This is a genomic window from Pseudomonas sp. B37(2017) (assembly GCF_002112885.1).
GTDB classification, from domain to species: Bacteria; Pseudomonadota; Gammaproteobacteria; order Pseudomonadales; family Pseudomonadaceae; genus Aquipseudomonas; species Aquipseudomonas paraglycinae.
This window is the reverse complement of record NZ_NEIX01000002.1, coordinates 474011-495346: the sequence shown is the minus strand read 5'-3', so window position 1 is coordinate 495346 and position 21336 is coordinate 474011. Positions and strand designations below refer to the sequence as shown.

General features: G+C 60.4%; 20 protein-coding genes. All 20 read right to left on the bottom strand.

Features of this window, described 5'->3' with window-relative positions:
• Positions 1-10 precede the first annotated feature (10 nt).
• Positions 11-340, bottom strand: a complete 330-nt coding sequence (gene fliE, locus CAF90_RS08835) for a flagellar hook-basal body complex protein FliE (RefSeq protein WP_007958292.1) — start codon at positions 338-340, stop codon at positions 11-13.
• A gap of 128 nt (positions 341-468) precedes the next feature.
• Complete coding sequence (locus CAF90_RS08830; RefSeq protein ID WP_085605782.1) at positions 469-1860, bottom strand: sigma-54 dependent transcriptional regulator; 1392 nt, start codon at positions 1858-1860, stop codon at positions 469-471.
• A 5-nt stretch (positions 1861-1865) separates the two neighbouring features.
• Positions 1866-3077 (bottom strand): ATP-binding protein, encoded by a 1212-nt coding sequence (locus tag CAF90_RS08825; RefSeq protein WP_085605780.1) that lies wholly within the window; start codon positions 3075-3077, stop codon positions 1866-1868.
• Between the two features lie 110 nt (positions 3078-3187).
• Entirely contained in the window at positions 3188-4663 is a 1476-nt protein-coding gene (locus CAF90_RS08820) for a sigma-54 dependent transcriptional regulator (RefSeq protein ID WP_003222863.1), read from the bottom strand.
• A 172-nt stretch (positions 4664-4835) separates the two neighbouring features.
• Positions 4836-5132 (bottom strand): hypothetical protein, encoded by a 297-nt coding sequence (locus CAF90_RS08815; RefSeq protein WP_007958300.1) that lies wholly within the window; start codon positions 5130-5132, stop codon positions 4836-4838.
• 10 nt (positions 5133-5142) lie between these two features.
• On the bottom strand, positions 5143-5541 hold the full coding sequence (fliS, locus tag CAF90_RS08810) for a flagellar export chaperone FliS (protein ID WP_085605778.1): 399 nt from the start codon (positions 5539-5541) through the stop codon (positions 5143-5145).
• 129 nt (positions 5542-5670) lie between these two features.
• Positions 5671-7134, bottom strand: coding sequence for a flagellar filament capping protein FliD (gene fliD / locus CAF90_RS08805; protein ID WP_085605776.1), 1464 nt, complete (start codon positions 7132-7134; stop codon positions 5671-5673).
• 81 nt (positions 7135-7215) lie between these two features.
• On the bottom strand, positions 7216-7572 hold the full coding sequence (locus CAF90_RS08800; RefSeq protein WP_085605774.1) for a flagellar protein FlaG: 357 nt from the start codon (positions 7570-7572) through the stop codon (positions 7216-7218).
• A 71-nt stretch (positions 7573-7643) separates the two neighbouring features.
• Entirely contained in the window at positions 7644-8495 is an 852-nt protein-coding gene (locus CAF90_RS08795) for a flagellin domain-containing protein (protein WP_085605772.1), read from the bottom strand.
• A 243-nt stretch (positions 8496-8738) separates the two neighbouring features.
• Entirely contained in the window at positions 8739-9005 is a 267-nt protein-coding gene (locus CAF90_RS08790) for a hypothetical protein (protein ID WP_085605770.1), read from the bottom strand.
• Positions 9002-10294 carry a motility associated factor glycosyltransferase family protein gene (locus tag CAF90_RS08785; RefSeq protein WP_085605768.1) on the bottom strand — a complete coding sequence of 431 codons (1293 nt, stop codon included), beginning with the start codon at positions 10292-10294 and terminating at the stop codon, positions 9002-9004. Before CAF90_RS08785 ends, CAF90_RS08790 begins: the two co-directional genes overlap by 4 nt.
• A gap of 86 nt (positions 10295-10380) precedes the next feature.
• Positions 10381-11307: a ketoacyl-ACP synthase III gene (locus CAF90_RS08780; protein ID WP_007958310.1), complete on the bottom strand. Its 927-nt coding sequence runs from the start codon at positions 11305-11307 to the stop codon at positions 10381-10383.
• Positions 11308-11533: 226 nt separating this feature from the next.
• Positions 11534-12586: a pseudaminic acid synthase gene (gene pseI / locus CAF90_RS08775; RefSeq protein ID WP_085605766.1), complete on the bottom strand. Its 1053-nt coding sequence runs from the start codon at positions 12584-12586 to the stop codon at positions 11534-11536.
• The gene (pseG, locus tag CAF90_RS08770; protein WP_085605764.1) at positions 12583-14085 is read right to left on the bottom strand and encodes a UDP-2,4-diacetamido-2,4,6-trideoxy-beta-L-altropyranose hydrolase; all 1503 of its coding nucleotides are present in this window, start codon (positions 14083-14085) and stop codon (positions 12583-12585) included. Before pseG ends, pseI begins: the two co-directional genes overlap by 4 nt.
• Positions 14082-14777 carry a pseudaminic acid cytidylyltransferase gene (pseF, locus tag CAF90_RS08765; protein ID WP_085605762.1) on the bottom strand — a complete coding sequence of 232 codons (696 nt, stop codon included), beginning with the start codon at positions 14775-14777 and terminating at the stop codon, positions 14082-14084. Before pseF ends, pseG begins: the two co-directional genes overlap by 4 nt.
• Complete coding sequence (locus tag CAF90_RS08760; protein WP_085605760.1) at positions 14774-15394, bottom strand: pseudaminic acid biosynthesis-associated methylase; 621 nt, start codon at positions 15392-15394, stop codon at positions 14774-14776. The genes pseF and CAF90_RS08760 overlap by 4 nt, the downstream gene beginning before the upstream one ends.
• Positions 15395-15425: 31 nt before the next feature.
• Positions 15426-16583, bottom strand: a complete 1158-nt coding sequence (gene pseC / locus CAF90_RS08755; RefSeq protein WP_085605758.1) for a UDP-4-amino-4,6-dideoxy-N-acetyl-beta-L-altrosamine transaminase — start codon at positions 16581-16583, stop codon at positions 15426-15428.
• Positions 16580-17581: a UDP-N-acetylglucosamine 4,6-dehydratase (inverting) gene (gene pseB / locus CAF90_RS08750; RefSeq protein WP_085605756.1), complete on the bottom strand. Its 1002-nt coding sequence runs from the start codon at positions 17579-17581 to the stop codon at positions 16580-16582. Before pseB ends, pseC begins: the two co-directional genes overlap by 4 nt.
• A 30-nt stretch (positions 17582-17611) precedes the next feature.
• Positions 17612-20527 carry a TIGR00180 family glycosyltransferase gene (locus CAF90_RS08745; RefSeq protein ID WP_085605754.1) on the bottom strand — a complete coding sequence of 972 codons (2916 nt, stop codon included), beginning with the start codon at positions 20525-20527 and terminating at the stop codon, positions 17612-17614.
• 55 nt (positions 20528-20582) lie between these two features.
• Entirely contained in the window at positions 20583-21320 is a 738-nt protein-coding gene (locus tag CAF90_RS08740) for a cephalosporin hydroxylase family protein (RefSeq protein ID WP_007958324.1), read from the bottom strand.
• Positions 21321-21336: the final 16 nt, after the last annotated feature.

The window sequence follows — 21336 nt, the reverse complement described above, 5'->3', positions numbered from 1 at the left end:
AATCTCGTCCTTAAACCGGCATCTGCATGATGTCTTGATAAGCCTGAACCAGCTTGTTGCGCACCTGGGTCAAGGCCTGGAACGACACGCTGGCTTTTTGCGAGGCAATCATCACGTCCGTCAGATCGACGCCGCTCTTGCCGATTTCAAATGCGTTGGCCAACTGAGTCGACGCCTGCTGGGTATCACTGACTTTGTTGATGGCCTGACCGAGCATGTCGGAAAAGCTGCTGCCTGCCACTTCAGGGGCAGCGGCAATCGATTTCGGCTTCGACATGGCGTCCATTTGCATGGCCTTCATGTCCATCATCAACCGATTAAATTCAATACCTTGGCTCATGGTCTACTCTCTTGGGCGGCCCGCAATTTTTTGACACTCACTCGGCGGGTACTCAGGTGTTAGCAACAACGGTGCCAGCTCGTGGGCACCGCTTTCAGAAAAGCCGTTTCAAACGTTTGCGCCACCCGTCAGGTGGCGAACAGGTAGCCTTCGACATCCATGCCCGCATCGCGCATTTGCGCCAGTTTGTAACGCAGGGTGCGCGGGCTGATGCCGAGTTTTTCCGCGGCTTCCTTGCGTCGGCCGCGCTCGGTACGCAGGGTGTCGATGATCATCTGGAACTCGCGGCGACGCAGGTCATCGCCCAGCGCACCGGCCGAATCCGCCTCGATCTCGACTTCACGAATGACCGGCGTAACCGGCACTGCCGCCGGCAATGGAGCAAACAGCGCAGGCCCGGAGAGACAGAAATCCTGCGGCTGGATCAACCCGCCCTGCTGCAGAATCAAGGCCCGCTGGACCGCGTTATCCAGCTCGCGCACGTTGCCCGGCCACGGATAAGCGATCAGGCACGCTTGCGCCTCGGGCGAAAACTTCGCCATCGCATGCTTCATTTTATTGACGTGTTTGGCCAACAGACGCTCGGCCAGCGGCAGGATATCGGCGGTGCGCTCGCGCAACGGACGCCAGGCCAGCGGAAAGACCGACAGACGATAATAGAGGTCCTCACGGAACCGCCCCGCCGCCACTTCACCGGCCAGGTCGCGGTTGGTGGTGGCGACCACGCGAATATCGAGGGTAATCGGCTTGCGTGCGCCGACCCGTTCGACTTCCCGCTCCTGCAACACCCGCAGCAACTTGGCTTGCAAACCCAGGGGCATTTCGGAAATTTCATCGAGCAGAATGGTGCCGCCGTCCGCCTGTTCGAACTTGCCGGCCTGGGCCGCGATGGCGCCGGTGAACGAGCCTTTTTCGTGACCGAACAGAGTGGCTTCGAGCATGTTGTCGGGGATCGCCGCACAGTTGATCGCAATGAACGGCTGGCTGGCACGATGGGATTGCTGGTGGATGTAGCGCGCCAGCACTTCCTTGCCGGTGCCGGACTCACCGGAAATCAGCACGGTGGAATCACTGCGCGCGACTCGCGCTGCCAGATCCAGCAATTGAGCACTGGCCGGCTCGACCGCGACCGGCCCTTCGGCGTCACTGGCGCCAAGGCTGCCCAAGGCGTGACGCGCCACCAGATCCAGCAGAGCCTTGGGCTCGAACGGCTTGACCAGATAATCCGCCGCGCCCTGGCGCATGGCATCGACCGCGCGCTCGACCGCGCCATGGGCGGTCATCAGCAGCACCGGCAATTGCGGTTGCCGCGCGCGCAGCAGGCCGAGCAATTGATGGCCGTCCATGCCCGGCATGTTGACGTCGCTGACCACCAGACTGAACGCTTCGCGCTCGACGGCGTTCAGCGCCTCTTCGGCCGAACCCACCGCGTGATAGTCGTGACCGGCCAGCAACAGCGTATCGGCCAGCGCTTCGCGCAACGAGCGGTCATCCTCGACCAGCAGAACCTTGATGCCCATGACCCTCACTCAGCTCCCTGTACAGCAGAAAACAACGGCAGGATGACCTGCGCGCACGTACCGCGCCCGACCCGCGAACGCAGCTGCAATTCTCCCTGATGCGCACGTGCCACGGCCTTGACCACGGTCAGGCCCAGGCCGGTCCCGGTAACCTTGGTGGTGAAAAACGGCTCGCCCAGCCGCGCCAGCACCGCCGCATCAATACCGCTGCCGCTGTCACTGACACACAAACGCAGGGTGTTGTCGCGGGTATAGCAATGCACCTTCAGACGCACCTCGCCGGCACTCGCCTGAATGGCGTTTTCAATCAGATTGAGCAGCGCCCCGACCAGCGTGTCGCGATTGCACAGCAACTCGCCGACATGGCTGTCGCACTGCCAGCGGATCGGCAGATCCTGCACATGGGTCAGCGCCGCGGCCTGCAACGACTGCATCAAGGCATTCGGCGTGACACGATCGGTCAGCGGCAGCTCGCCGCGGGCGAACACCAGCATGTCGCGCACCTGATGCTCGAGCTCGTGCAGGCGCTCCTTGAGACGACCGGCGAAACGCTGCTGGGTCGCGACCGGCAGTTCCTGCTCGGTCAAATGACTGGCGTACAGCAACGCGGCGGACAACGGTGTGCGGATCTGATGAGCCAGCGACGCGACCATCCGCCCCAGGGACGACAGGCGCTCGTGGCGCGCCAGCTGATCCTGCAAGTGACGGGTTTCAGTCAGGTCGTTGAGCAGCACCAACTGCCCCGGCTCGGCATCCAGCGAGCGGGTGGCAATCGACAGGCGTCGACCGTTCTTCAAGGAAATTTCGTGGCCGTCGTCTTCACGGGGTGCGAAGCAACGGGCGATGACATGGCGCCACAGCTCGCCTTCCAGAGGCAGGCCGAGCAGATCGATGGCGGCCGGATTGGCCTCGCACACAATACCGTGACCGTCGATGACGATGACGCCGCCGGGCAACAGATCCAGGAGGTTTTGCAGACGGTTGGCCAGGCGTTCTTTTTCCGCCAGTTCCTGCATGCGCTGGGCGCTGACCACGGCCAGCTCACCCTTGAGCTCGGTGACCCGGGCTTCGAGCATGCTGTAGGAGTCGGTCAACTGGCTGGACATCTGATTGAACAGGGCGAATGCCTGCTCAAGCCCCTGGCGGCTCGCCTGCTCTACGGACGGCAGTTGCCCCGAGGACTCGGGAACAGAAGACATCTGGGAGGCTTGGGGCATTGTGCTCTCTCGCTTGGCTGACCGTCAGTTAAACGGAACGTTGCGAGGGATGTAGCAATACCCGTGCCTAAAAAAAACCGCTTATAAATGAAGCAGTTGAAAAACAGGCGTCAATCATCCGCCTGTTCATCACCTTCACGACGGCTCATGCCGTACTTGCGCATCTTCTCCACCAGCGTGGTGCGGCGAATGCGCAGGCGTTCGGCGGCGCGGGCCACGATGCCGTTGGCGTCGTCCAGCGCCTGCTGGATCAAGCCCTGCTCCAGACCACCGAGGTAGTCCTTCAGGTCGAGACCTTCCGGCGGCAGCATGGCGTTGGCGGTGAAGTCCGGCGTGTGGCCGTTGATTGCCACGCGCTCTTCCAGATCGCTGCGCAGGCTGTCGACCATTTGCTCGTCTTCGTCGTCGACGTAGCGGAATTTCTTCGGCAACTCGACCACGCCGATCACCCCGTACGGATGCATGATCGCCATGCGCTCCACCAGGTTGGCCAGCTCGCGGACGTTGCCCGGCCAGCCGTGGCGGCACAGGGACATGATCGCGGCGGAGTTGAAGCGGATCGAACCGCGCTTCTCGTGCTCCATGCGCGAGATCAGCTCGTTCATCAGCAGCGGAATGTCTTCGACGCGCTCACGCAGCGGCGCCATCTCGATCGGGAACACGTTCAGGCGATAGTAGAGGTCTTCGCGGAAGGTGCCGATCTCGATCATGCTTTCGAGATTCTTGTGGGTCGCCGCGATGATGCGTACGTCGACGCTCTGGGTCTTGTTGCTGCCCACGCGCTCGAAGGTGCGCTCCTGCAGCACGCGCAGCAGCTTGACCTGCATCGGCAGCGGCATGTCGCCAATTTCGTCGAGGAACAGCGTACCGCCGTTGGCCAGCTCGAAGCGGCCGGCACGGCTGGTGATCGCGCCGGTGAAGGCACCCTTCTCGTGGCCGAACAGTTCGCTTTCCAGCAACTCGGCCGGGATCGCCCCGCAGTTGACCGGTACGAACGGCGCGTCGCGACGCTTGGAATGGTAATGCAGGTTGCGCGCAACCACTTCCTTGCCGGTCCCGGACTCGCCGAGGATCAGTACGCTGGCGTCGGTGTCGGCCACTTGCTGCATCATCTGACGCACGTGCTGGATCGCACGACTGGTGCCGACGAGACTGCGGAACAGGTTGGGTTCGCGATGACGGCCGCGCTCGCGGGCCTGGTCGTACATTTCGCGATAGACCTGGGCACGGTGCAGGGAGTCGAGCAGTTTGCTGTAGCTCGGCGGCATTTCGAGGGTCGAAAGTACCCGGCGGCGTTGGTCTTCGGGCAGGTCCACCGAAGAATTATCGCCCATCAGCAAAACCGGAAGGAACTCATCCCAGGTTGAGAGTGTCTTTAACAGGCCCAAAAGCGCACCAGGAGCATTGACCGTCCCGATCAGTACGCAAATGACCTCACGACTAGACGACAAAGAGCCGACTGCCTGCTGCCAGTCATGGCTTCCGCAGGGTAAATTTTCTTCGCCAAGAAAATTTAAGATCACCGCCAGGTCGCGGCGGCGGACGCTATCGTCATCGATCAGCAGAATTTTGGTTTCACGCCACATGCAATAGCAACTTCCCTAGTCAACTCAATGCCCAAAATGAGGGGCAAGCGAGACGCTTGCAGGACACCTTGTGCCTGTAGACGCCTGAAATCTGAAAACAGCCACTAGTTAAGTCAAAAAACCGTGCACAGTCAAATTTATGGCGCACATGTCTGGATTAACTGAGGGTTAATTAACCAAACAGATGGTAAACCTTTGCCGCGTTCTGCGCTTGGGTGATCTGCGACATCTCGTCGACTATCGCCTGACGCTCACCCATGGCGACTTCAAGCAGCTGCTTGTAGACATGCAGCAACTCCTCAAGGTTATCGCGCAACGCGACCTCGTCCACCGAAGCTTCACTCAAGACATCTTCCATGCAGGAACGGCAATCGAGATCCAGTTGACCGATCGCCTCCCAGTTACGCTCGGCCAGGGCGCCGACCAACGCTGCTCGGGTTTCTTCGATTCGCTGCAATACAAGACTCATGGTGATCTCCTCAGAACTGCGGAGCGGGCGCAGGCGCGATCGCATCCCAGCCTTCTTTGACGGTGCTCAGCAAGCCGGCAACCTCATCAAGAATGCGCGGATCGCTACTGATGTTCGCCTCGGCGAGACGCTTCATCATGTAGATGTAAAGACCGTCCAGATCAGCCAGCGTATCCGCGGAATTTTCCAGATCCAGACCTTCGCGCAGTCCGCTGACGATGCCGATGGCCTTGCTGATCGACGTGCACTTGCCAGGAATGTCCTTGCGCTCGATCGCACCTTTGGCCTGGGCGATACGGTCCAGGCCGCCTTCCATCAACATTTGCACCAGGCGATGAGGGCTCGCTTCAGACGTCTGAGCGTGCGCACCTACTTTCTGGTATTGCCGAAGGGCTAACATCGGATTCATGTTCTACCTCATTTGCCACAATGACTCGTATGAACAGTGTATCGCCAGCGAGTCGAAAAACTTTAGACCATAAGACAAAAACCCGGCGCACGCTCGAAAGCGTAGCCGGGTTTTTGTCGCTCTTGCATGTTACTTCGCAGATTGCTGAGCGTTCAGCGAGCTGAAGAACGAAGTAATGTTGCTCGCTGTGGCCTTCATTTGTCCTACCAGCAGGTCCATGGCGTTGTATTTTGCAGTCAACGTCTTGGTCATGCCGGCAACGCGTATATCCAGTGCCGTTTGCTGGGCGGTAAGGCTACGCGTATTGCCGTTCAGGATCGTCAGACGCTGATCCAGCAAACCGGTGGTGGTCTTGCCATCGGCCGAAGCCTTGAGGTAAGGATCCACCGCCTTGCTCATGCGCGCCAACAGACCATTGGTGTCGTTGGTCCCGGTGAACATCTCCTGAACCTTGCCGCTCATGCCTGGCGTGGACATGGCCTTGTTGAACGCGGCCGTGTCGAACGTCAGGTTACCGGTATTGCGGTCGGTCATGACACCCAGCTGCGACAGATAGGCCATCGGGCTGCCAGCGGTAGCACTCGGGGCCGTGATTTGCCCACGGATATCGGCAACCAGCGAACGCGCCAGGGAGTCACCGGTGAACGCCGCCTGAACGGTCAGCTTGCCATCTTCGTCCGGCGTTGCCTTGGACAACGTATCAATGGTGTTTTTCAAGGTGTTGTATGCATCGACGAACGCCTGAACCGACGTCTGCAAACCCTTGGTGTTACCGTCGACAGTCACCGTGACAGGTGTCGGAGGCGTACCCGGGCTGACGGTTACCAGGTTCATCGTCAGACCACTGATGGCGCCGGTGACCGTGTTGCTCTTGCTGGTCACTGCCAAGCCGTCGATGGTCAGAGACGCATCCTGAGCGAGGCCGTTGACCGCGCCGGAAGCACCGGCCGCCGGGCTGGTGCCCATTTCCTGTGTGCCGTCGATTTCCAGGCCGGCAATGCCGCTGACCTTCATATCGGAGCCTGCGCCAGTCTTGCTCGAACTGATCACCAGACGCGAAGCGCCCGAGCTGTCGGTCACAATGTTGGCGGAAATGCCGTTGACGCCCTGAGCCGTGTTGATGGCGTCACGAGTGCTCTGCAAAGTGGCATTGGCCGGGATCGTGACATTGTAATCAGTGCCATTCTGACTGATTTTCAGGGTACCACTCGGAATGGCACTGGCAGCACCGCCGGCAAAGGATGCACTGGCTATTTTCGAACCGGTGGCCAGTTTATTCACAACAACACTGTAAGTACCCGAGACCGCGGTGTTATCCGCAGAGACCCCTAGAACGCCCGGAGTGCCCGAAGTCGCCGTGTAACCGGCAAACGCTGGATTGGTCTTGCTGCCCAGGTTGGTCATCGCCGTCTGGAATGCGGTCAGCGCACTCTTCAACGTGCCGATACCGGAAATCTTCAGCGTGTTGGTTTTAGTCGCATTATCGATCTGCGTCTGTTTCGGCGTCTTGTCGGCATTGACCAGCGCAGTAACGATCGCACCGATGTCCAGGCCGGAACCCAGGCCCGAACCCGGTAAAATTGGACTTGCCATGTGCATCTCCCTTGGGGTTATTGCCAGTCTTTTGACCAATGCCTGCGTCTAAAGAACTTCAAACACTATTCATGCCAGCTATCAGACTTTGGCGTCGAACAACACGTGACTCGCGTTGGCGAGGCTGTCTGCCAGCTTGAGGGCTTCTGCGGAGGGGATCTGTCGTACGACCTCGCCCGTCTCGCTCGCGATCACCTTGACGATGACCTTGCCGGAATGCTCGTCGATCGAGAATTCCAGATTGCGCTTGATCGACTGAACGAACTTCTCGATCTCCTGCACCGCCAGCTTCAGCTTGGTTTCATCTGCTTCCTGGCTCTTTTTCGAGGCAGGAACAGCATCAACGGTCTGAGGCTTGGTTTCCGACGGCTTGTCGGTAACGGTATTGGCTGGCTTGGGAGCCGGATAAGACACGTTAAGCTTGACGCTCATGTCCATGCTCATCACCTCATAACGTAAAAAGCGAGAGAGCACGCAAGCGCACTCCCCCGCTAAAACTCATTCCGAAATTACTGAAGCAGCTTCAGTACAGCGGAAGGCAGTTGGTTGGCTTGAGCCAGAACAGAGGTCGAAGCCTGTTGCAGGGTTTGCTGCTTGGTCAGGTTAGCAGTCTCTGCGGCGAAGTCGGTATCTTGTACGCGACCTTGTGCAGCAGTGGTGTTTTCGTTGATGTTCTGCAAGTTCTGGATGGTGCTGTTCAGACGGTTTTGCGAAGCACCCAGGCTGGCACGAGTTGCACCGATTGCAGCGATAGCGGCGTCGATTGCAGTGATCGCGTTGTCGATGTTCGAAGCGGCGGCAGCCGAAGTAGCACCGGTCAGAACAACAGTACCGCTACCTACCGACAGACTGGCGGCGTCGAACTTGGAGCTCAGTACCAGGTCGATGTGGTTAGCCGAACCGGTGTTTGCGCCAACTTGCAGAGTCACAGTACCAGCCGAACCGTCCAGCAGGTTTTTGCCGTTCAGGTTGGTCGAAGCCGAGATACGGGTGATCTCGTCGGACATCTGAGCGAATTCAGCGTTGGTAGCGGTCTGGTCAGCAGTGCCGTTGGTACCGTTACGTGCTTTAACAGCCAGTTCACGCATACGCTGCAGAATGTCGGTAGTAGCCTGCAGAGCGCCTTCAGCGGTCTGGGCAACGGAGATACCGTCGTTGGCGTTCTGGATTGCCTGGGTGTTACCGCGGATCTGGGAAGACATACGGTTGGAGATCTGCAGGCCAGCGGCGTCGTCTTTAGCGCTGTTGATTTTCAGGCCGGAAGACAGGCGCTGCATCGAAGTCGACAGAGCGTCGGAAGCGCGGTTCAGGTTTTTCTGAACGTTCAACGACGTGGTGTTGGTGTTTACTGTTAAAGCCATGACGAATTCCTCGTTGGTTGGGTACTGCGGCTTCCGGCCCTGGCAACCGCCGGGTATGGCCTAGAGAACCTTCGTAATAGTTATCGTCGGGTTTGCAGGTTGCTTGAGGGCTTTTTTGAAAAATTTTGCCATCACCCTGCCACCCCCTAGAAAACAAAGACTTAGCAGCACTTCACCTTCTAAAAAATGACGTCATAAAACCGTCCGTGGCGCAAAGCTGCGGGCCAGCGCCTTCGACCGTCGTCAGGCGGACGATTCTTCCAGCAATTGAATCAACTCGTACTCCATGAAGTCGGCAAGCCCCAACCAGTCCTGACGCTCCTGGCACTCGAGCATTTGCGTGAGCAACTGCGCCCAGGCCTGCTGCTTCTGCGCACCGGCCGACAGCAATGACTGCTGCGCGCCCTCGAACACATCGACCATGGTCAACGCGGCCTCGACATCACGTCCCAACCGAAACAGCCCGGCGCACTGGTGGCATTCGTCTACCCAGCTTTGCAGCGCAGTCATTGCACGAACTCCTGATTGAACGCTGTACCGGCAATCTGCGCGCCCGCGCGGCTGCTGTTGAAAAACGCCACCTGCGGCTGACTGGCGATGTATCGCTCCAGCACGCACAGATAACCGCGAAAATTGAGCTGGGTACTGACGCGCTGGCCATGGCCATCACGCACCCAGTGCCGCGCCTGATTCACCGACGGCCCCAGGTCACCGTCATTCCAGCCGGCATGGGTCTTGTTCATCGGGAAGGCAAAATCGGCGCCGAACAGCGTGATCCGTGCAGCGCCCATCTTCACCGCCAGGTCCACGGCCGGATGAATCACGCTGCCGCCCACATGCAGCAGCGCCCTCGGGTGCTGTTCACGCAATGCCGCATAGACCGGACTGGCCGAGTAACCGCCATAACGTTTGCCCTTCCAGGCCCTCAGCACCTCGGGATCACTCATGGGCAGGTACACCAGCGGGATGCCGTCGGACTCCTCGAAAGGCAAGTGCCGGAAGCTGATTCGCTGATCGATGCTCACCACATAGTCGGGCACGATCCCGTGCTCGCGCAGTGGCCGGTAAGCGGTATCGACACAAATGAACAACGGACGCCCGGACCGCTCGCGAATCGCCGCCAGGCGCTCGAAGTGCTGCTCCAGCGTCGGCCCGGTGCCGATCACATAAATCTCCCGACCGGTGCAGGTGCCGAACAGCGTCGCCACATCATCGTCGGCGAGCAACACGGGCAGGCAGTCCTGCAGGCGCTGCTGAATGAACGGTGACTGCGGATCGAACTCGCGATTGTTGAAGCTCAGGTGCACTTCGCTGACCAGTCGATCACGAATCTTTGCGTTGAAGTCATCGGCCAGCAGCATTTCGGCAGGCAATGCAAAGAACGGCGTGCAGATGTCGGGCAGGTCGCCGGCGTAGAGCAATTCAACTCGCGGATCCTGCAGCCACTCACGCTGATCGAGCAGTTGCAACACCAGGGTGAACAGCGCGCCATTGAGGATGTGCACATACAAGCGTTCAAGCCCGGCGCGCTCCAGCAACACCGTGGGCAAATCCCCGAGGCCGGTGCCGTAGACATGCAGTTGCGGCTTGTCCGTTGGCAGGCTGGCGGCCTGTATTTGCGCTTCGCGGACACGGTCATGCCGGCTGGTGAGCTGAATGCCGCCAATGCTCAGCGTCGAGCCCAGCCCTTGCGTCAGCTCGGCCTCGATTGCCGAACTGTCTTCGTTCAGCAATCGTGCGAACAGCGTCGGCCAGCGTCGCTCGAAGACTTCAGCGTTAGCTTGGAAAAACTCACTCATGGTGCCTTGCGCTCCCTTCAGGCAAAAAAACAGCGTTCAAGGTTACCCCTTGAACGCTGTTTTTGTATTCGTCGTTCATACCGGACTCAAGGACGATAAATAATCGCCGAACCCCATGACAAACCGACGCCGAAACCACTGATCGCGATGCGACTCCAGTCGGAATCCATCACGTGTTTTTCCAGCAGCAGCGGCACACTGGACGACACGGTGTTACCGGTCTCGACCATGTCCTTGATGAACTTTTCCGGCTCGCCTTCGAAGCGCCGCGCCACGGCATCGACAATCGCCGCACTGCCCTGGTGGATGCAGAAGGCATCGATGTCATCGGCCTTCAGGCCGGAATCGTCGAGCAGTTCGTGCAGGTGCGCCGGCACCTTGAGCAGAGCGAAGTTGAACACCTGGCGACCGTTCATGAAGAACACGCCATCGGTCACTTTCAAGTGCGGTGCGCCGGAACCGTCAGTACCGAACTTGGCCTTGCCCAGCGCCCAGACCGGGTCTTCGCCCATCCAGGTGGCAGTAGCGGCATCGCCGAACAGCATGGTGGTGTTGCGATCTTCCGGATCAACGATTTTCGAATACGGGTCAGCGGTGATCAGCAGGCCGTTTTTCAAACCGGCGGCTTCCATGAAGCCTTTGATCGCGTAGATGCCGTAGACGTAGCCGGAGCAGCCCAGGGAAATATCGAACGCCGCGACATTGGTCGGCAGCCCGAGCTTGTCCTGGACGATGGCTGCGGTGTGCGGCAGGCCTTCCTCGTCACCGTTCTGGGTGACGACGATCAGCGCATCGATGGATTCACGTTTCAGTTCAGGGTTGTTGGCAAACAGCGCATTGGCCGCTTCAACGCACAGATCGGAGGTTTCCTGTTCCGCGTCTTTGCGTGGGAGGAAGGCCGAACCGATCTTGCCGAGGATGAATTCTTCATCCTTCTCGAATTTTGCACCTTGTGCGTAATTGTCCACGCCGGCTACAGGAACGTAGCTCGCAATGCTTTTTATGCCAATCATTACGGCTTCCCAATAATAAACAGCCCAATACCACCGCTCGCAAGGATTCGAGGGGCGCCGACAAACAGAAAACGGCCGCCACAACGGGCAGCCACGGGGAGCGCAAAGGGCTATCACTGGAACCGAAAACGGGCCAGGCGCCATCTCCCCGGTCATTACAATACAGTGAAGATGCGCGTTATGACTCGCAGGTCACGCTATTTTGCCGAATCGGTGACAGATCGGCTCATTGGACCAATGACCAGTCCAGCGGCGTACCGCGTTTAATCGGCTGGCGCGCACGGCGCCCGAGGACGGCATCGGTGTGCTTGGGCGGCAGACCGAGACCGGGACGAATGGCGCGCACATTGGCCGCCGTGAAGGGTTCACCGGCCGCCATATCCGCCGTGACGTACAGCGACCGACGGTAAACCAGCGACTTCTGCTCAGCCTCGGTCACGCCGTAATGGACCTGGCCCATGGCCTGCCAGGCACGCTCGGTCTCGATCACCAGACTGGCCAGTTCCGCCGGTTCCAGCGAGAAACTGGCGTCCACCCCACCGGCTGAACGGTCGAGGGTGAAGTGTTTTTCCACCACCGTCGCGCCCAGCGCCACCGCCGCCACCGACACACCGACACCCATCGAATGATCGGACAGACCGACCTCACAACCGAACAGCTCACGCAGATGCGGAATCGTGCGCACGTTGCTGTTGATCGGGGTCGCCGGGTAGGTGCTGGTGCATTTAAGCAGCACCAGATCTTTGCAGCCTGCCTCACGGGCAGCGCGCACGGTTTCGTCGAGTTCGGCGATGCTGGCCATGCCGGTGGAAATGATCAACGGTTTGCCGGTCGCCGCGACACGGCGGATCAGCGGCAGATCGGTGTTTTCGAAACTGGCGATCTTGTAGGCCGGCACATCGAGGCTTTCAAGGAAGTCCACGGCGCTGTCGTCGAACGGTGTCGAAAACGCGAGCATGCCCAATTCCCTGGCCCGGGCGAAGATCGGCGCATGCCATTCCCAGGGCGTGTGGGCCCTTTCATACAGGTCGTAGAGCGAGGTACCGGCCCACAGACTGTTCGGATCCTTGATGAAAAATTCGCCCTCCGCCAGATCCAGGGTCATGGTTTCGGCGGTGTAGGTTTGCAGTTTCAAGGCATGCGCGCCGGCCTTGGCCGCCGCTTCGACAATCTGCAAGGCGACGTCCAGTGACTGGTTATGGTTGCCGCTCATTTCAGCGATGATGAACGGCGGCGCATCGGCACCGATCTGGCGGTTGCCGATATTGAAACTGCTCATTGACGGGATTCCTTCAAAACCTTGGTGAACGCGCAGGCACTCTGGGTGAACCCGGCGTCACGAAAAACATTCATCGAGGGCCGATTGGCCGGCAACACCTGGGCGGTGATGGCGGTCATTTGCGGCCAGTGCGCAGCCACAAAGGCCTCACCCTGCGCCAGCAGCGCCCTGCCCCAGCCGAGACCGAAACGCCCCTCGAACAGATATAGCGAAACTTCCGCCTCAAAGCCGCGCAAATCGTAGCGCAGGACGCCGACCGGGCCATCATCCGCCTCGGCCACCAGCAGCAGTCGTTGAGGATTGCGCAGGCACGCAACCAGCCAGTTCACGTGCTGCGCCCAATCGATCGCCCCGCTGTCCAGCGACCAGCGGCGCACCGCCTCGGCATTGCGCCCGTCGAACAACAACTGCGCGTCATCCGGCGTCGCCAGACGCAACTTGAGCACCGCGCCGGCCAGTGCCGTCGCCACCCGCAGCGCACCGCGTCCGTCGACCAGTTGCCGCGAACGCTCGGCCAGGCTCTGGCGTAGATAAAAATTGCCCACGACAAAGCCGATGGCAGCGCGCAGTTGCTCGACGCTGACCTGCTCCCGCGCGCCCATGAACACATGCGCGCCGGCCGCCGCCATCACCTCGCCGTTGGCCTGCTGGTTGTTCGACACCGCGATGCAGATCGTCGGCAGGCCCAGGGCCGCGCGCTCCCAACTGGTGCCGCCGCCGGCGCCGATAAACAGGTCGGCCTCGGTCATGCGCCGATGAAAATCGCTGACGAAACTGTGCAGGCGCCAGTGCGGCCGCGTTTCGGCCAGCGCCTGCATCTCTGTCCAGGCCGGGTTGTCGGCACCGGCGACAAAATCCACTTCAAGCGCCGAAATATCCGCCAGCGCCAGCATCGCGTGATGGGTCTGGCGCGCCGCATCGAAACCGCCGAAATTCACCAGCACCCGGCGCGCCACCGGTTTGATCTCGATGGCCGGGCCACTGAACTCTTCACGCAACATGGCGAAGCGCGGACCGAGCAGCGTTCGGCAACCGGCCGGCAACAGCGGCTGATAGTTTTCGCTGAGCCCGGAGAGGTTCTGATTGAGCAGCAGATCCACGCTGTAGCGCCGGGTCGCCAGATCGTCGACGGCGGCAATCCGTGGTGCAAAGCGACGGGCAGCGGTCTGCCAGTGATGGTCGAGGCCGTAATGGTCGGCGATCACCCAGTCAAATCCGGGCTGCCCTTCCAGTTGCGTCGCCAGTGCATCGATATCCGCCTGCCACGGCAGCATCGATTCGATGGCCTGCTCCGGGTCTTCACCGGCATAGCGATCCGGCAACGCGAAGGTCTCGAAGCCTTCGCTCTGCAACGCATCGAGCCGATGCCCCGGCAAACGACGACAGGCGAACGCGACATGAGTGCCTTGCGTGCGCAGCACTCGCGCCAGCGTCAGGCACCGGGCGATGTGGCCGCTGCCGATGGTCGGCGAGGCGTCGGCACGGATCAGCACTCTCATTGCAGTTCCCCGCCAGCCTTGAGGGCGGCGTAAAGGTATTCGGCGCGCTTCCAGTCTTCGACGGTATCGATGTCCTGCACCAGATACCGGGGCAGGATCACCGGCAGACTCGCCGGCGAATACAGCACCTCGCCACCCAGCCAGGCCTCGCGGCGCCCCCAATAGAACTGGCCGGCATCCTGAAAGGCAGCCGGCAGATCCTGCGAACGGGTGTTGCGAAATTCGGGGTACAACGCTGTCAGCGCGCCCTGCCCGTCGAGGGTCAAGGCGCGCTGCACCGGAAAGCCGAAATCGGTGACTGAAAATGCAAAGGACTTGTCCGGATGCTGCGCCAGCAACTCAAAGCCCTGACGCAGAAAGCGCGCCTGCAACAGCGGCGCCGTAGCGTACACACAGCAGGCGTATTCGAAGGCCGGCAGTTGCTGCAGGGCATGCGCGATCACCGCCGCAGTGCCGGTGAAATCATCGGCCAGCTCAGCCGGACGCATGAACGGCACGTGAGCACCGCTGGCCCGCGCCACGTCGGCGATCTCTGCGTCGTCGGTGCTGACCACCACCTGCTCGAACAACCCTGAATCGAGGGCCGTGCGAATCGAACGGACAATCATCGGCACACCGTCGAACGGCTTGAGATTCTTGCGCGGGATGCGTTTGCTGCCCCCGCGGGCCGGGATGATTGCGACGTTGTTCAAGGACGTTTTTCCAGCAGGAACCAGGTGATGTCGTCGACCGGAAACTGCGGATCGCGGTGATAACCGAAGCCGTAGTCCAGCAGTTGCAGATCAGGATAACGGTCAAGCATTTCCCCGGCAAAATCACGCTTGAACAGCTTGCCGCTGTTGCCGCGATAGGACACTTCCACCGGCGAGGGATTGTAGTACTCGGCGATCAGGATGTAGCGCGAACTCAACTCATACAACTGTGCATACGCCGTCGCCAATAGCTCCGGCGCCAGATGGATCAGCACACCTTTGCTCAGGGTCAGGTCGTATTGGCGTTCACGGTGAAAGTCGAACAGCGAACCGTGCCAGATATTCGCAATTTCCAGCGCTCGGGCCTGGGCGCAGGCACTGGCATTGATCTCGACCCCGAACAGCTCGCAGCGCGGCAGCAGCTGACGCAGCGCCTGCAAGTTGTTGCCGGCGTTGGTGCCCAACTCAAGCAGGCTGTCGATTCGCCCGGCCCGGGTCAGCGCCTTGGCGAACAACGCCAGATTGGCCGCCACCAGTGGCTCGCCGACGTTACGGTCAACGTACTGGTTGCCGAATTCGCCCTGCCAGAATTGTTCCTGCTCGCTCAGATCACGCATTACCGTTTTCCATCCACCGCCGCGGCGGCAATCATTCGGTCAACCGACGCAATTGCTCGACCACGTAGTCCTGCTGCTGATCGCTCAGCAACGGGAACAGCGGCAGGCTGATCGCTTCGGCGTAATAACGCTCGGCTTCGGGGAAGTCACCCTCGGCGAAACCCAGGTCACGATAGTACGGCTGCAAATGCACCGGAATGTAGTGCAGGTTCACGCCGATACCGGCGGCACGCAAGCCTTCGAACACCTGACGGTGGCTGAGGCTGATGCGCTCGGTCTGCAAACGCACCACATAAAGATGCCAGGCCGATTCGGCCTCCGGCTGGAGGCTCGGCACAGTCACCGGCAAGTACGCCATCAAGCGCTCGTAACGCGCGGCCAGCGCCCGGCGACGGGCGATGAACTCGTCCAGTTTGCCCAACTGCGACAGGCCCAGCGCGGCTTGCAGATCGGTAATCCGGTAATTGAAACCCAGCTCGACCTGCTGGTAGTACCACGGGCCGTGGCTGGGCTCGGTCATCTGCTGCGGATCGCGGGTCATGCCGTGGCTGCGCAGGCGTTGCAGACGCTCGGCCAGTTCCGGGCGATTGGTCAGCACCATGCCGCCTTCGCCGCTGGTGATGATCTTCACCGGATGGAAGCTGAACACGGTCATCGCGGCAAATTCACCGCAGCCCACCGGACGCCCGGCATAGCTTGCGCCGACCGCGTGGGAAGCGTCTTCGATCACCGTGAAGTTGTAGCGCTCGGCCAGTTCGGCAATGCGCCGCATGTCGCAGCTCTGCCCGGAGAACGCCACCGCCACCAGCACTTTGGGCAGCGTGCCGTCGCGCTCGGCAGCATCGAGTTTGCTCGCCAGAACTTCGGCATCAAGGTTCCAGGTCAGCGGATCGATGTCCACGAAGTCCACGTCAGCGCCGCAATAACGCCCGCAGTTGGCCGACGCGAGAAAGGTGTTCGGCGTGGTCCACAAACGGTCACCCGCGCCGAGCCCCGCCGCCAGACAGGCAATGTGCAGCGCCGCCGTGGCGTTGCACACCGCCACGGCGAAGTCGGCCTGACAACGCTCGGCCATCGCCTGCTCGAAGCGTTCGATGGTCGGGCCCTGGGTCAACCAGTCGGACTGCAACACCTCGACGACCGCGTCGATGTCCGTCTGGTCGAGGCTCTGCCGACCGTAGGGAATCATACCGAGAGCTTCGCGTGCAGCTCGGCGATCTGCCCCACCGAGAGGAAGTGCGGGTTGGTGTCGGAACGGTACTCGAAATCTTCGCCGACCGGCACACCACGCTCACCGAGTTTGTCCTCGGCAAAATCCACGTCGACGCTGGTAAAACGAATCGACGGCTGGATGGTGTAGTGATCGGCGAACTCCAGAGTCATCCGCGCATCGTCCAGCGGCACCATCAACTCGTGCAGCTTCTCGCCCGGACGAATGCCGACGTTCTTGTGCGGCAGGTGCTCGGCCATGCCACGCGCGAGATCGACCACGCGAATCGACGGGATCTTCGGCACGAACACTTCGCCGCCGTGCATCCGCGCAAAGCTGTCGAGCACGAACTGCACGCCGTGATCGAGGGTGATCCAGAAGCGGGTCATGCGCTCGTCAGTGATCGGTAGCTCCGTCGCGCCATCGGCGATCAGTTTGCTGAAGAACGGCACCACCGAACCGCGCGAACCGGCGACGTTGCCATAGCGCACCACCGCGAAACGCGTCTGCTGTTCGCCGGCAATGTTGTTGGCCGCGACGAACAATTTGTCCGACAGCAACTTGGTGGCGCCGTACAGGTTGATCGGGCTCGCGGCCTTGTCGGTGGACAGCGCAACGACTTTCTTCACGCCGTTGTCGATGGCGGCGGCGATGATGTTTTCCGCGCCGTTGACGTTGGTGCGGATGCATTCGGTCGGGTTGTATTCCGCCGCCGGCACCTGCTTCAACGCCGCGGCGTGCACCACGTAATCGATGCCGCGCATGGCCTGACGCAGACGATCGGCGTCGCGCACGTCACCGAGGAAGTAACGCATGCACGGCGCGTTGAACGTCTGCTGCATTTCGTATTGCTTGAGCTCATCCCGGGAGAACACCACCACGCGCTTGGGCTGGTGTTGCTCGAGCAGGCGCGCGATGAATTTGCGCCCGAACGAGCCGGTGCCGCCGGAGATGAAAATCGATTTACCGTTGAACATGTCTTGAGTCCTGTTCCCTTTACGCCAGCTTCAGGCGATCAACTGCGCCCAATTCAGCGAAGCGCTGTCGTTCAGCACAAAGCCTTTGCCAGTCAGGCTCAGGTTCGCGTTGTACGCCTGATCCCGGGCGAACGCCGCCGCCCATTTTTCCTGCAACGCAGCCAGTGCCTGATCAGCCTGGGCGATATCGCCCTGATGGATGACTTGCACCGATGGCGTCCAGACGGTCAGGTAGCCGGCCTGGCCGGCTTTCAGGCACAGATCGACATCGCTGAAGCCTTCGGTGAATGTGTTGTCGTCCAGACCGCCCAAAGCATCAAACAGTTCTTTGCGCACCATCAGGCACACATTAGAAACCGCCGAGTAGTTCTGATCCACGGACAACCGGTACAGGTAACCCTGGGCGTCGTGTTTTTCGCCGACGAATGCCGAGCCAACCCCATCGTTCATGCCGAGAATCAGACCGGCCTGGCTGATCTTGCCGTCGCGGTCGACCAGTTTCGGGCCGACTACGCCGACTTCCGGACGCAGAGCGTGGTTGAGCAACGAGTCGAGCCAGTTCGGGTTGACCACTTCTGCGTCGGCCGCGAGCAATACCAGATACTCACCCAGCGCCTGCTGGCTGGCCGCGTTGTACAACGCCGGCGCGCTCAGCGGCTGATCAACGCGCAGCACCCGGACTTTCGGATGCTGATAGGTGCCGAGCCAGTCGTTGACTTGCGCTGACTGAGCGCCAGTGGTGGCGACCAGGATTTCGTATTTTTGATAGCGGGTGCGCAACTGCACGCCTTCCAGGCAACGTTGCAGGGCCGGCAGATCGTCGCCTGCCGGCACGATGATCGACACCAGAGGACGATCGCTGTGGTGGTAGTCGATCTGGTAAATGCCCGGCACGGATGAAGTGACCTTGGCCTTGTAGCCACGATTGCCCAGGTGACGCAACAGTGCCAGACGCTCGTGAGCGTTCTCTTCAAGCACCGGTGCCTGAGTGATCAGCAGCGGCTCATCGAGGTGGGCCAGGCTGTTGAGGCCATCCTGCTCGATGATGCGCAGCAGCAGATCGAATTCCAGCGCCTTGCTGTAGTCCGCCGAATAACCACCGGCCTCGACCAGCGCGTCGCGACGAATCAACCAGTGACGCGCCATCATCGCCGGCAGGCTCAGCAGCAGATCCAGATTGAAGCCCGGACGGAACACGTCCACCAGCGCACCGTTTTCCGCGCGCTGGATTTCGTCGGTGGAAACGGCACGGCAATCACCGGCGTTCATCAACTCCAGGCTGGCGCGCAAAAGGCCGCTGGCAGTGAATTCATCCCCGGCTTGCGCCAGAAGCACCCAGTCGGATGGCGACTGACTGGCGCTCTGGTTAAGTTTGTCGATCAGGTTGCCCGGCGTCACGCGGACAAAATGCAGGGTGTTCTGTGCGGTGGTGGCCGCCGGTGCTTCACCGGTGGTGAACACGACGATCCGGAACGTCTTGCACTGGCCCTCGAGCAAGCTGTCGAGGCTGACTTGCAGCTTGTCGATATCGTTGTCCATATCCAGCAGGAAGATGCCGAACTGCTGACCGCCACCGTTGACGGCCAGATGCTCGCCAATGGCCTCGACCTGTCCGGCTTGCGGTTGACGTGAATCCAGCCACTTGAGCAGCCGTCCGGACTGCATGGCGTCGAACGTGCGATGGTGATCTTCCACCGTCAGCGCATCGAGCCGTGCAATCCAGTCACGCATTTTTTGCGCTTCTTCGTTTTCGCCCGCCAGTTCCAGTTGCGCCACCAGACGCTTGTTCACGGTACGGTTGAAGGCATTGAGGTCGTGGGCCTGCCACAGACGCTCGAGCACACTGTCCTGCGTGTCGTTATTGCGCGCCTGGAGCAGATGCGCCTGACGCGTCCACACCCCTTCGAGCCCCTGCAATTGAACTCGGCCGGCGGGCATCGCGTGCAGCATGAATTCGAACTGCGCCAGACGATCGAAGAATGCCTGGTTATAGAACGGCATTTCGACGTATTGCAACGGCCCGAAACGACGATCCGGCACCTTGAGCACCTGATTCCAGGTGGACTGGACAATCAGTTCCGCCGTCAGCGCCCGACCGCTTTGCAGGCTGTCGACCATGGCTTCGAAACTTTGCAGGGCAAACGCTTTGCTCTGTTCTGCATCCAGGCCCTGGATCGCAGTAGGCAACCCGGCGAGGAATTCAGCAAAGGCTTCACGCTCGGCCACCGACTTCGCGTCGGCGTACGTCAGCGAGTGGTAAACCTCGGTGCTGTGCTCGGAGTTGCCGTAGTTGATCTCGCGCACCACGTAAGGAATCGGCAGGATACGCGCCTTGGCACTGGCCAGCAGGAAGTACACGTGGCCGATTTCCTGCCATTGGAAACTGGTGCCTGGCGGCAGTGCCGAATGCCAGGTCTTCATCAGGTCGGTACGGGTCACCGCGTAGAACGGCGGGATGTACTGACTCATGTAATCGATGACCCGATCCTGAGCCTTCTCGGACAAGTAGTCTTCCATGACTTTCTTGTCACGGCGGTAGTAGCTCACATCACCGGCCATCGACAGGTACATCAGGCAGTAGCCGTGGCACATGCCGTAGTCGGGATTTGCCTGGAGGAAGCCCACCGACTCGGTCAGCGAATCGTGCAGGATGAAGTCGTCGTCGGCCGCCAGCACCATATACGGCGTGGTCAGTTGCTCCACGCCATAGGCCAGTTTGGCCTGCATGCCCCAGTAGGCGAACTGCGGCACGTGGTGATAGTCGACCGCGGAAAAGTCACCTTCAGGGCGTTCGGCCGTGGAGTCCAGCACCATGATTTTGCAGGGCAAGCTGCTGTAATACTTCACCGCCCGACGCAGGAACGCCGGACGATTGTGCGTAATCAGCACTACGGTCAACAACTCGTTGAGCGGTAGCGTCAGTTCAGAACTGTACTTGCCTTGCATAACTTCTCTCCACAACCGGCGACTCGCCGAGACAACGCTTTGGTGATGTTGCGAATTAACGAACGCGACGCAGATAGCCGTCCGGCGCCACGGTGATCAGCAGCTTGTTCTGCAGCTGAACATCGATCTCGAAATCCTTGTTCTCTTCCAGGTATTTCCACACGGCAGTCTTCGGGTTATCGCCCGGGCCCCATGGACGATCCGGGAAGAAATCGGCCGGCATGTCTTCAACCACGGTGTCCATCACCACGCAGTAGCTGTCGACCGACACCAGTGGCGCGTAGAGGCGCAGCTCTTCGAGCACGTGGTCGTGAGTGTGGTTGGAATCGAGCACCAGAATGACTTTCTTGCCTTCGGCAGCCGCGCGGACCTGGGCAGCGATGGCCGGGTCGATGCTCGAACCTTCGATCATCTTGATGCGCTTGCTCATCGGGTGGCTTTCGATGGCTTCGCGGTTGTGTGGACGGATGTCCAGATCGATGCCCAGCACTTCGCCGTGACCTTGCAGCTCCAGCAGGGAGGCGTAGTAGATGATCGAACCGCCGTGGGCGATGCCGCACTCGATGACCAGATCCGGCTTCACCTGCCAGATGATTTCCTGCATGGCCATCATGTCTTGTGGCAGCTGGATGATCGGACGGCCCATCCACGAGAAGTGGTAGCTGTACTTGTGCTTGGCCGATTCGTTGAAGAAATCGCGGGCCAGGCCGGTGAGTTTCTGGTCGTCACCCTGCTGGGCGATCTGCTCGCGGCATTCGGCTTCGAAAGCTTTGTTGATGCTGTTGTCGGTCATTTTCAAAATCTCAAGG

Bases quoted from the DNA above. Each gene is read 5' to 3' on its own strand.
- fliE (WP_007958292.1), bottom strand. From the start codon at position 340: ATGAGCCAAGGTATTGAATTTAATCGGTTGATGATGGACATGAAGGCC.
- CAF90_RS08830 (WP_085605782.1), bottom strand. From the start codon at position 1,860: ATGGGCATCAAGGTTCTGCTGGTCGAGGATGACCGCTCGTTGCGCGAA.
- CAF90_RS08825 (WP_085605780.1), bottom strand. From the start codon at position 3,077: ATGCCCCAAGCCTCCCAGATGTCTTCTGTTCCCGAGTCCTCGGGGCAA.
- CAF90_RS08820 (WP_003222863.1), bottom strand. From the start codon at position 4,663: ATGTGGCGTGAAACCAAAATTCTGCTGATCGATGACGATAGCGTCCGC.
- CAF90_RS08815 (WP_007958300.1), bottom strand. From the start codon at position 5,132: ATGAGTCTTGTATTGCAGCGAATCGAAGAAACCCGAGCAGCGTTGGTC.
- fliS (WP_085605778.1), bottom strand. From the start codon at position 5,541: ATGAATCCGATGTTAGCCCTTCGGCAATACCAGAAAGTAGGTGCGCAC.
- fliD (WP_085605776.1), bottom strand. From the start codon at position 7,134: ATGGCAAGTCCAATTTTACCGGGTTCGGGCCTGGGTTCCGGCCTGGAC.
- CAF90_RS08800 (WP_085605774.1), bottom strand. From the start codon at position 7,572: ATGGACATGAGCGTCAAGCTTAACGTGTCTTATCCGGCTCCCAAGCCA.
- CAF90_RS08795 (WP_085605772.1), bottom strand. From the start codon at position 8,495: ATGGCTTTAACAGTAAACACCAACACCACGTCGTTGAACGTTCAGAAA.
- CAF90_RS08790 (WP_085605770.1), bottom strand. From the start codon at position 9,005: ATGACTGCGCTGCAAAGCTGGGTAGACGAATGCCACCAGTGCGCCGGG.
- CAF90_RS08785 (WP_085605768.1), bottom strand. From the start codon at position 10,294: ATGAGTGAGTTTTTCCAAGCTAACGCTGAAGTCTTCGAGCGACGCTGG.
- CAF90_RS08780 (WP_007958310.1), bottom strand. From the start codon at position 11,307: ATGATTGGCATAAAAAGCATTGCGAGCTACGTTCCTGTAGCCGGCGTG.
- pseI (WP_085605766.1), bottom strand. From the start codon at position 12,586: ATGAGCAGTTTCAATATCGGCAACCGCCAGATCGGTGCCGATGCGCCG.
- pseG (WP_085605764.1), bottom strand. From the start codon at position 14,085: ATGAGAGTGCTGATCCGTGCCGACGCCTCGCCGACCATCGGCAGCGGC.
- CAF90_RS08760 (WP_085605760.1), bottom strand. From the start codon at position 15,394: ATGCGTGATCTGAGCGAGCAGGAACAATTCTGGCAGGGCGAATTCGGC.
- pseC (WP_085605758.1), bottom strand. From the start codon at position 16,583: ATGATTCCCTACGGTCGGCAGAGCCTCGACCAGACGGACATCGACGCG.
- pseB (WP_085605756.1), bottom strand. From the start codon at position 17,581: ATGTTCAACGGTAAATCGATTTTCATCTCCGGCGGCACCGGCTCGTTC.
- CAF90_RS08745 (WP_085605754.1), bottom strand. From the start codon at position 20,527: ATGCAAGGCAAGTACAGTTCTGAACTGACGCTACCGCTCAACGAGTTG.
- CAF90_RS08740 (WP_007958324.1), bottom strand. From the start codon at position 21,320: ATGACCGACAACAGCATCAACAAAGCTTTCGAAGCCGAATGCCGCGAG.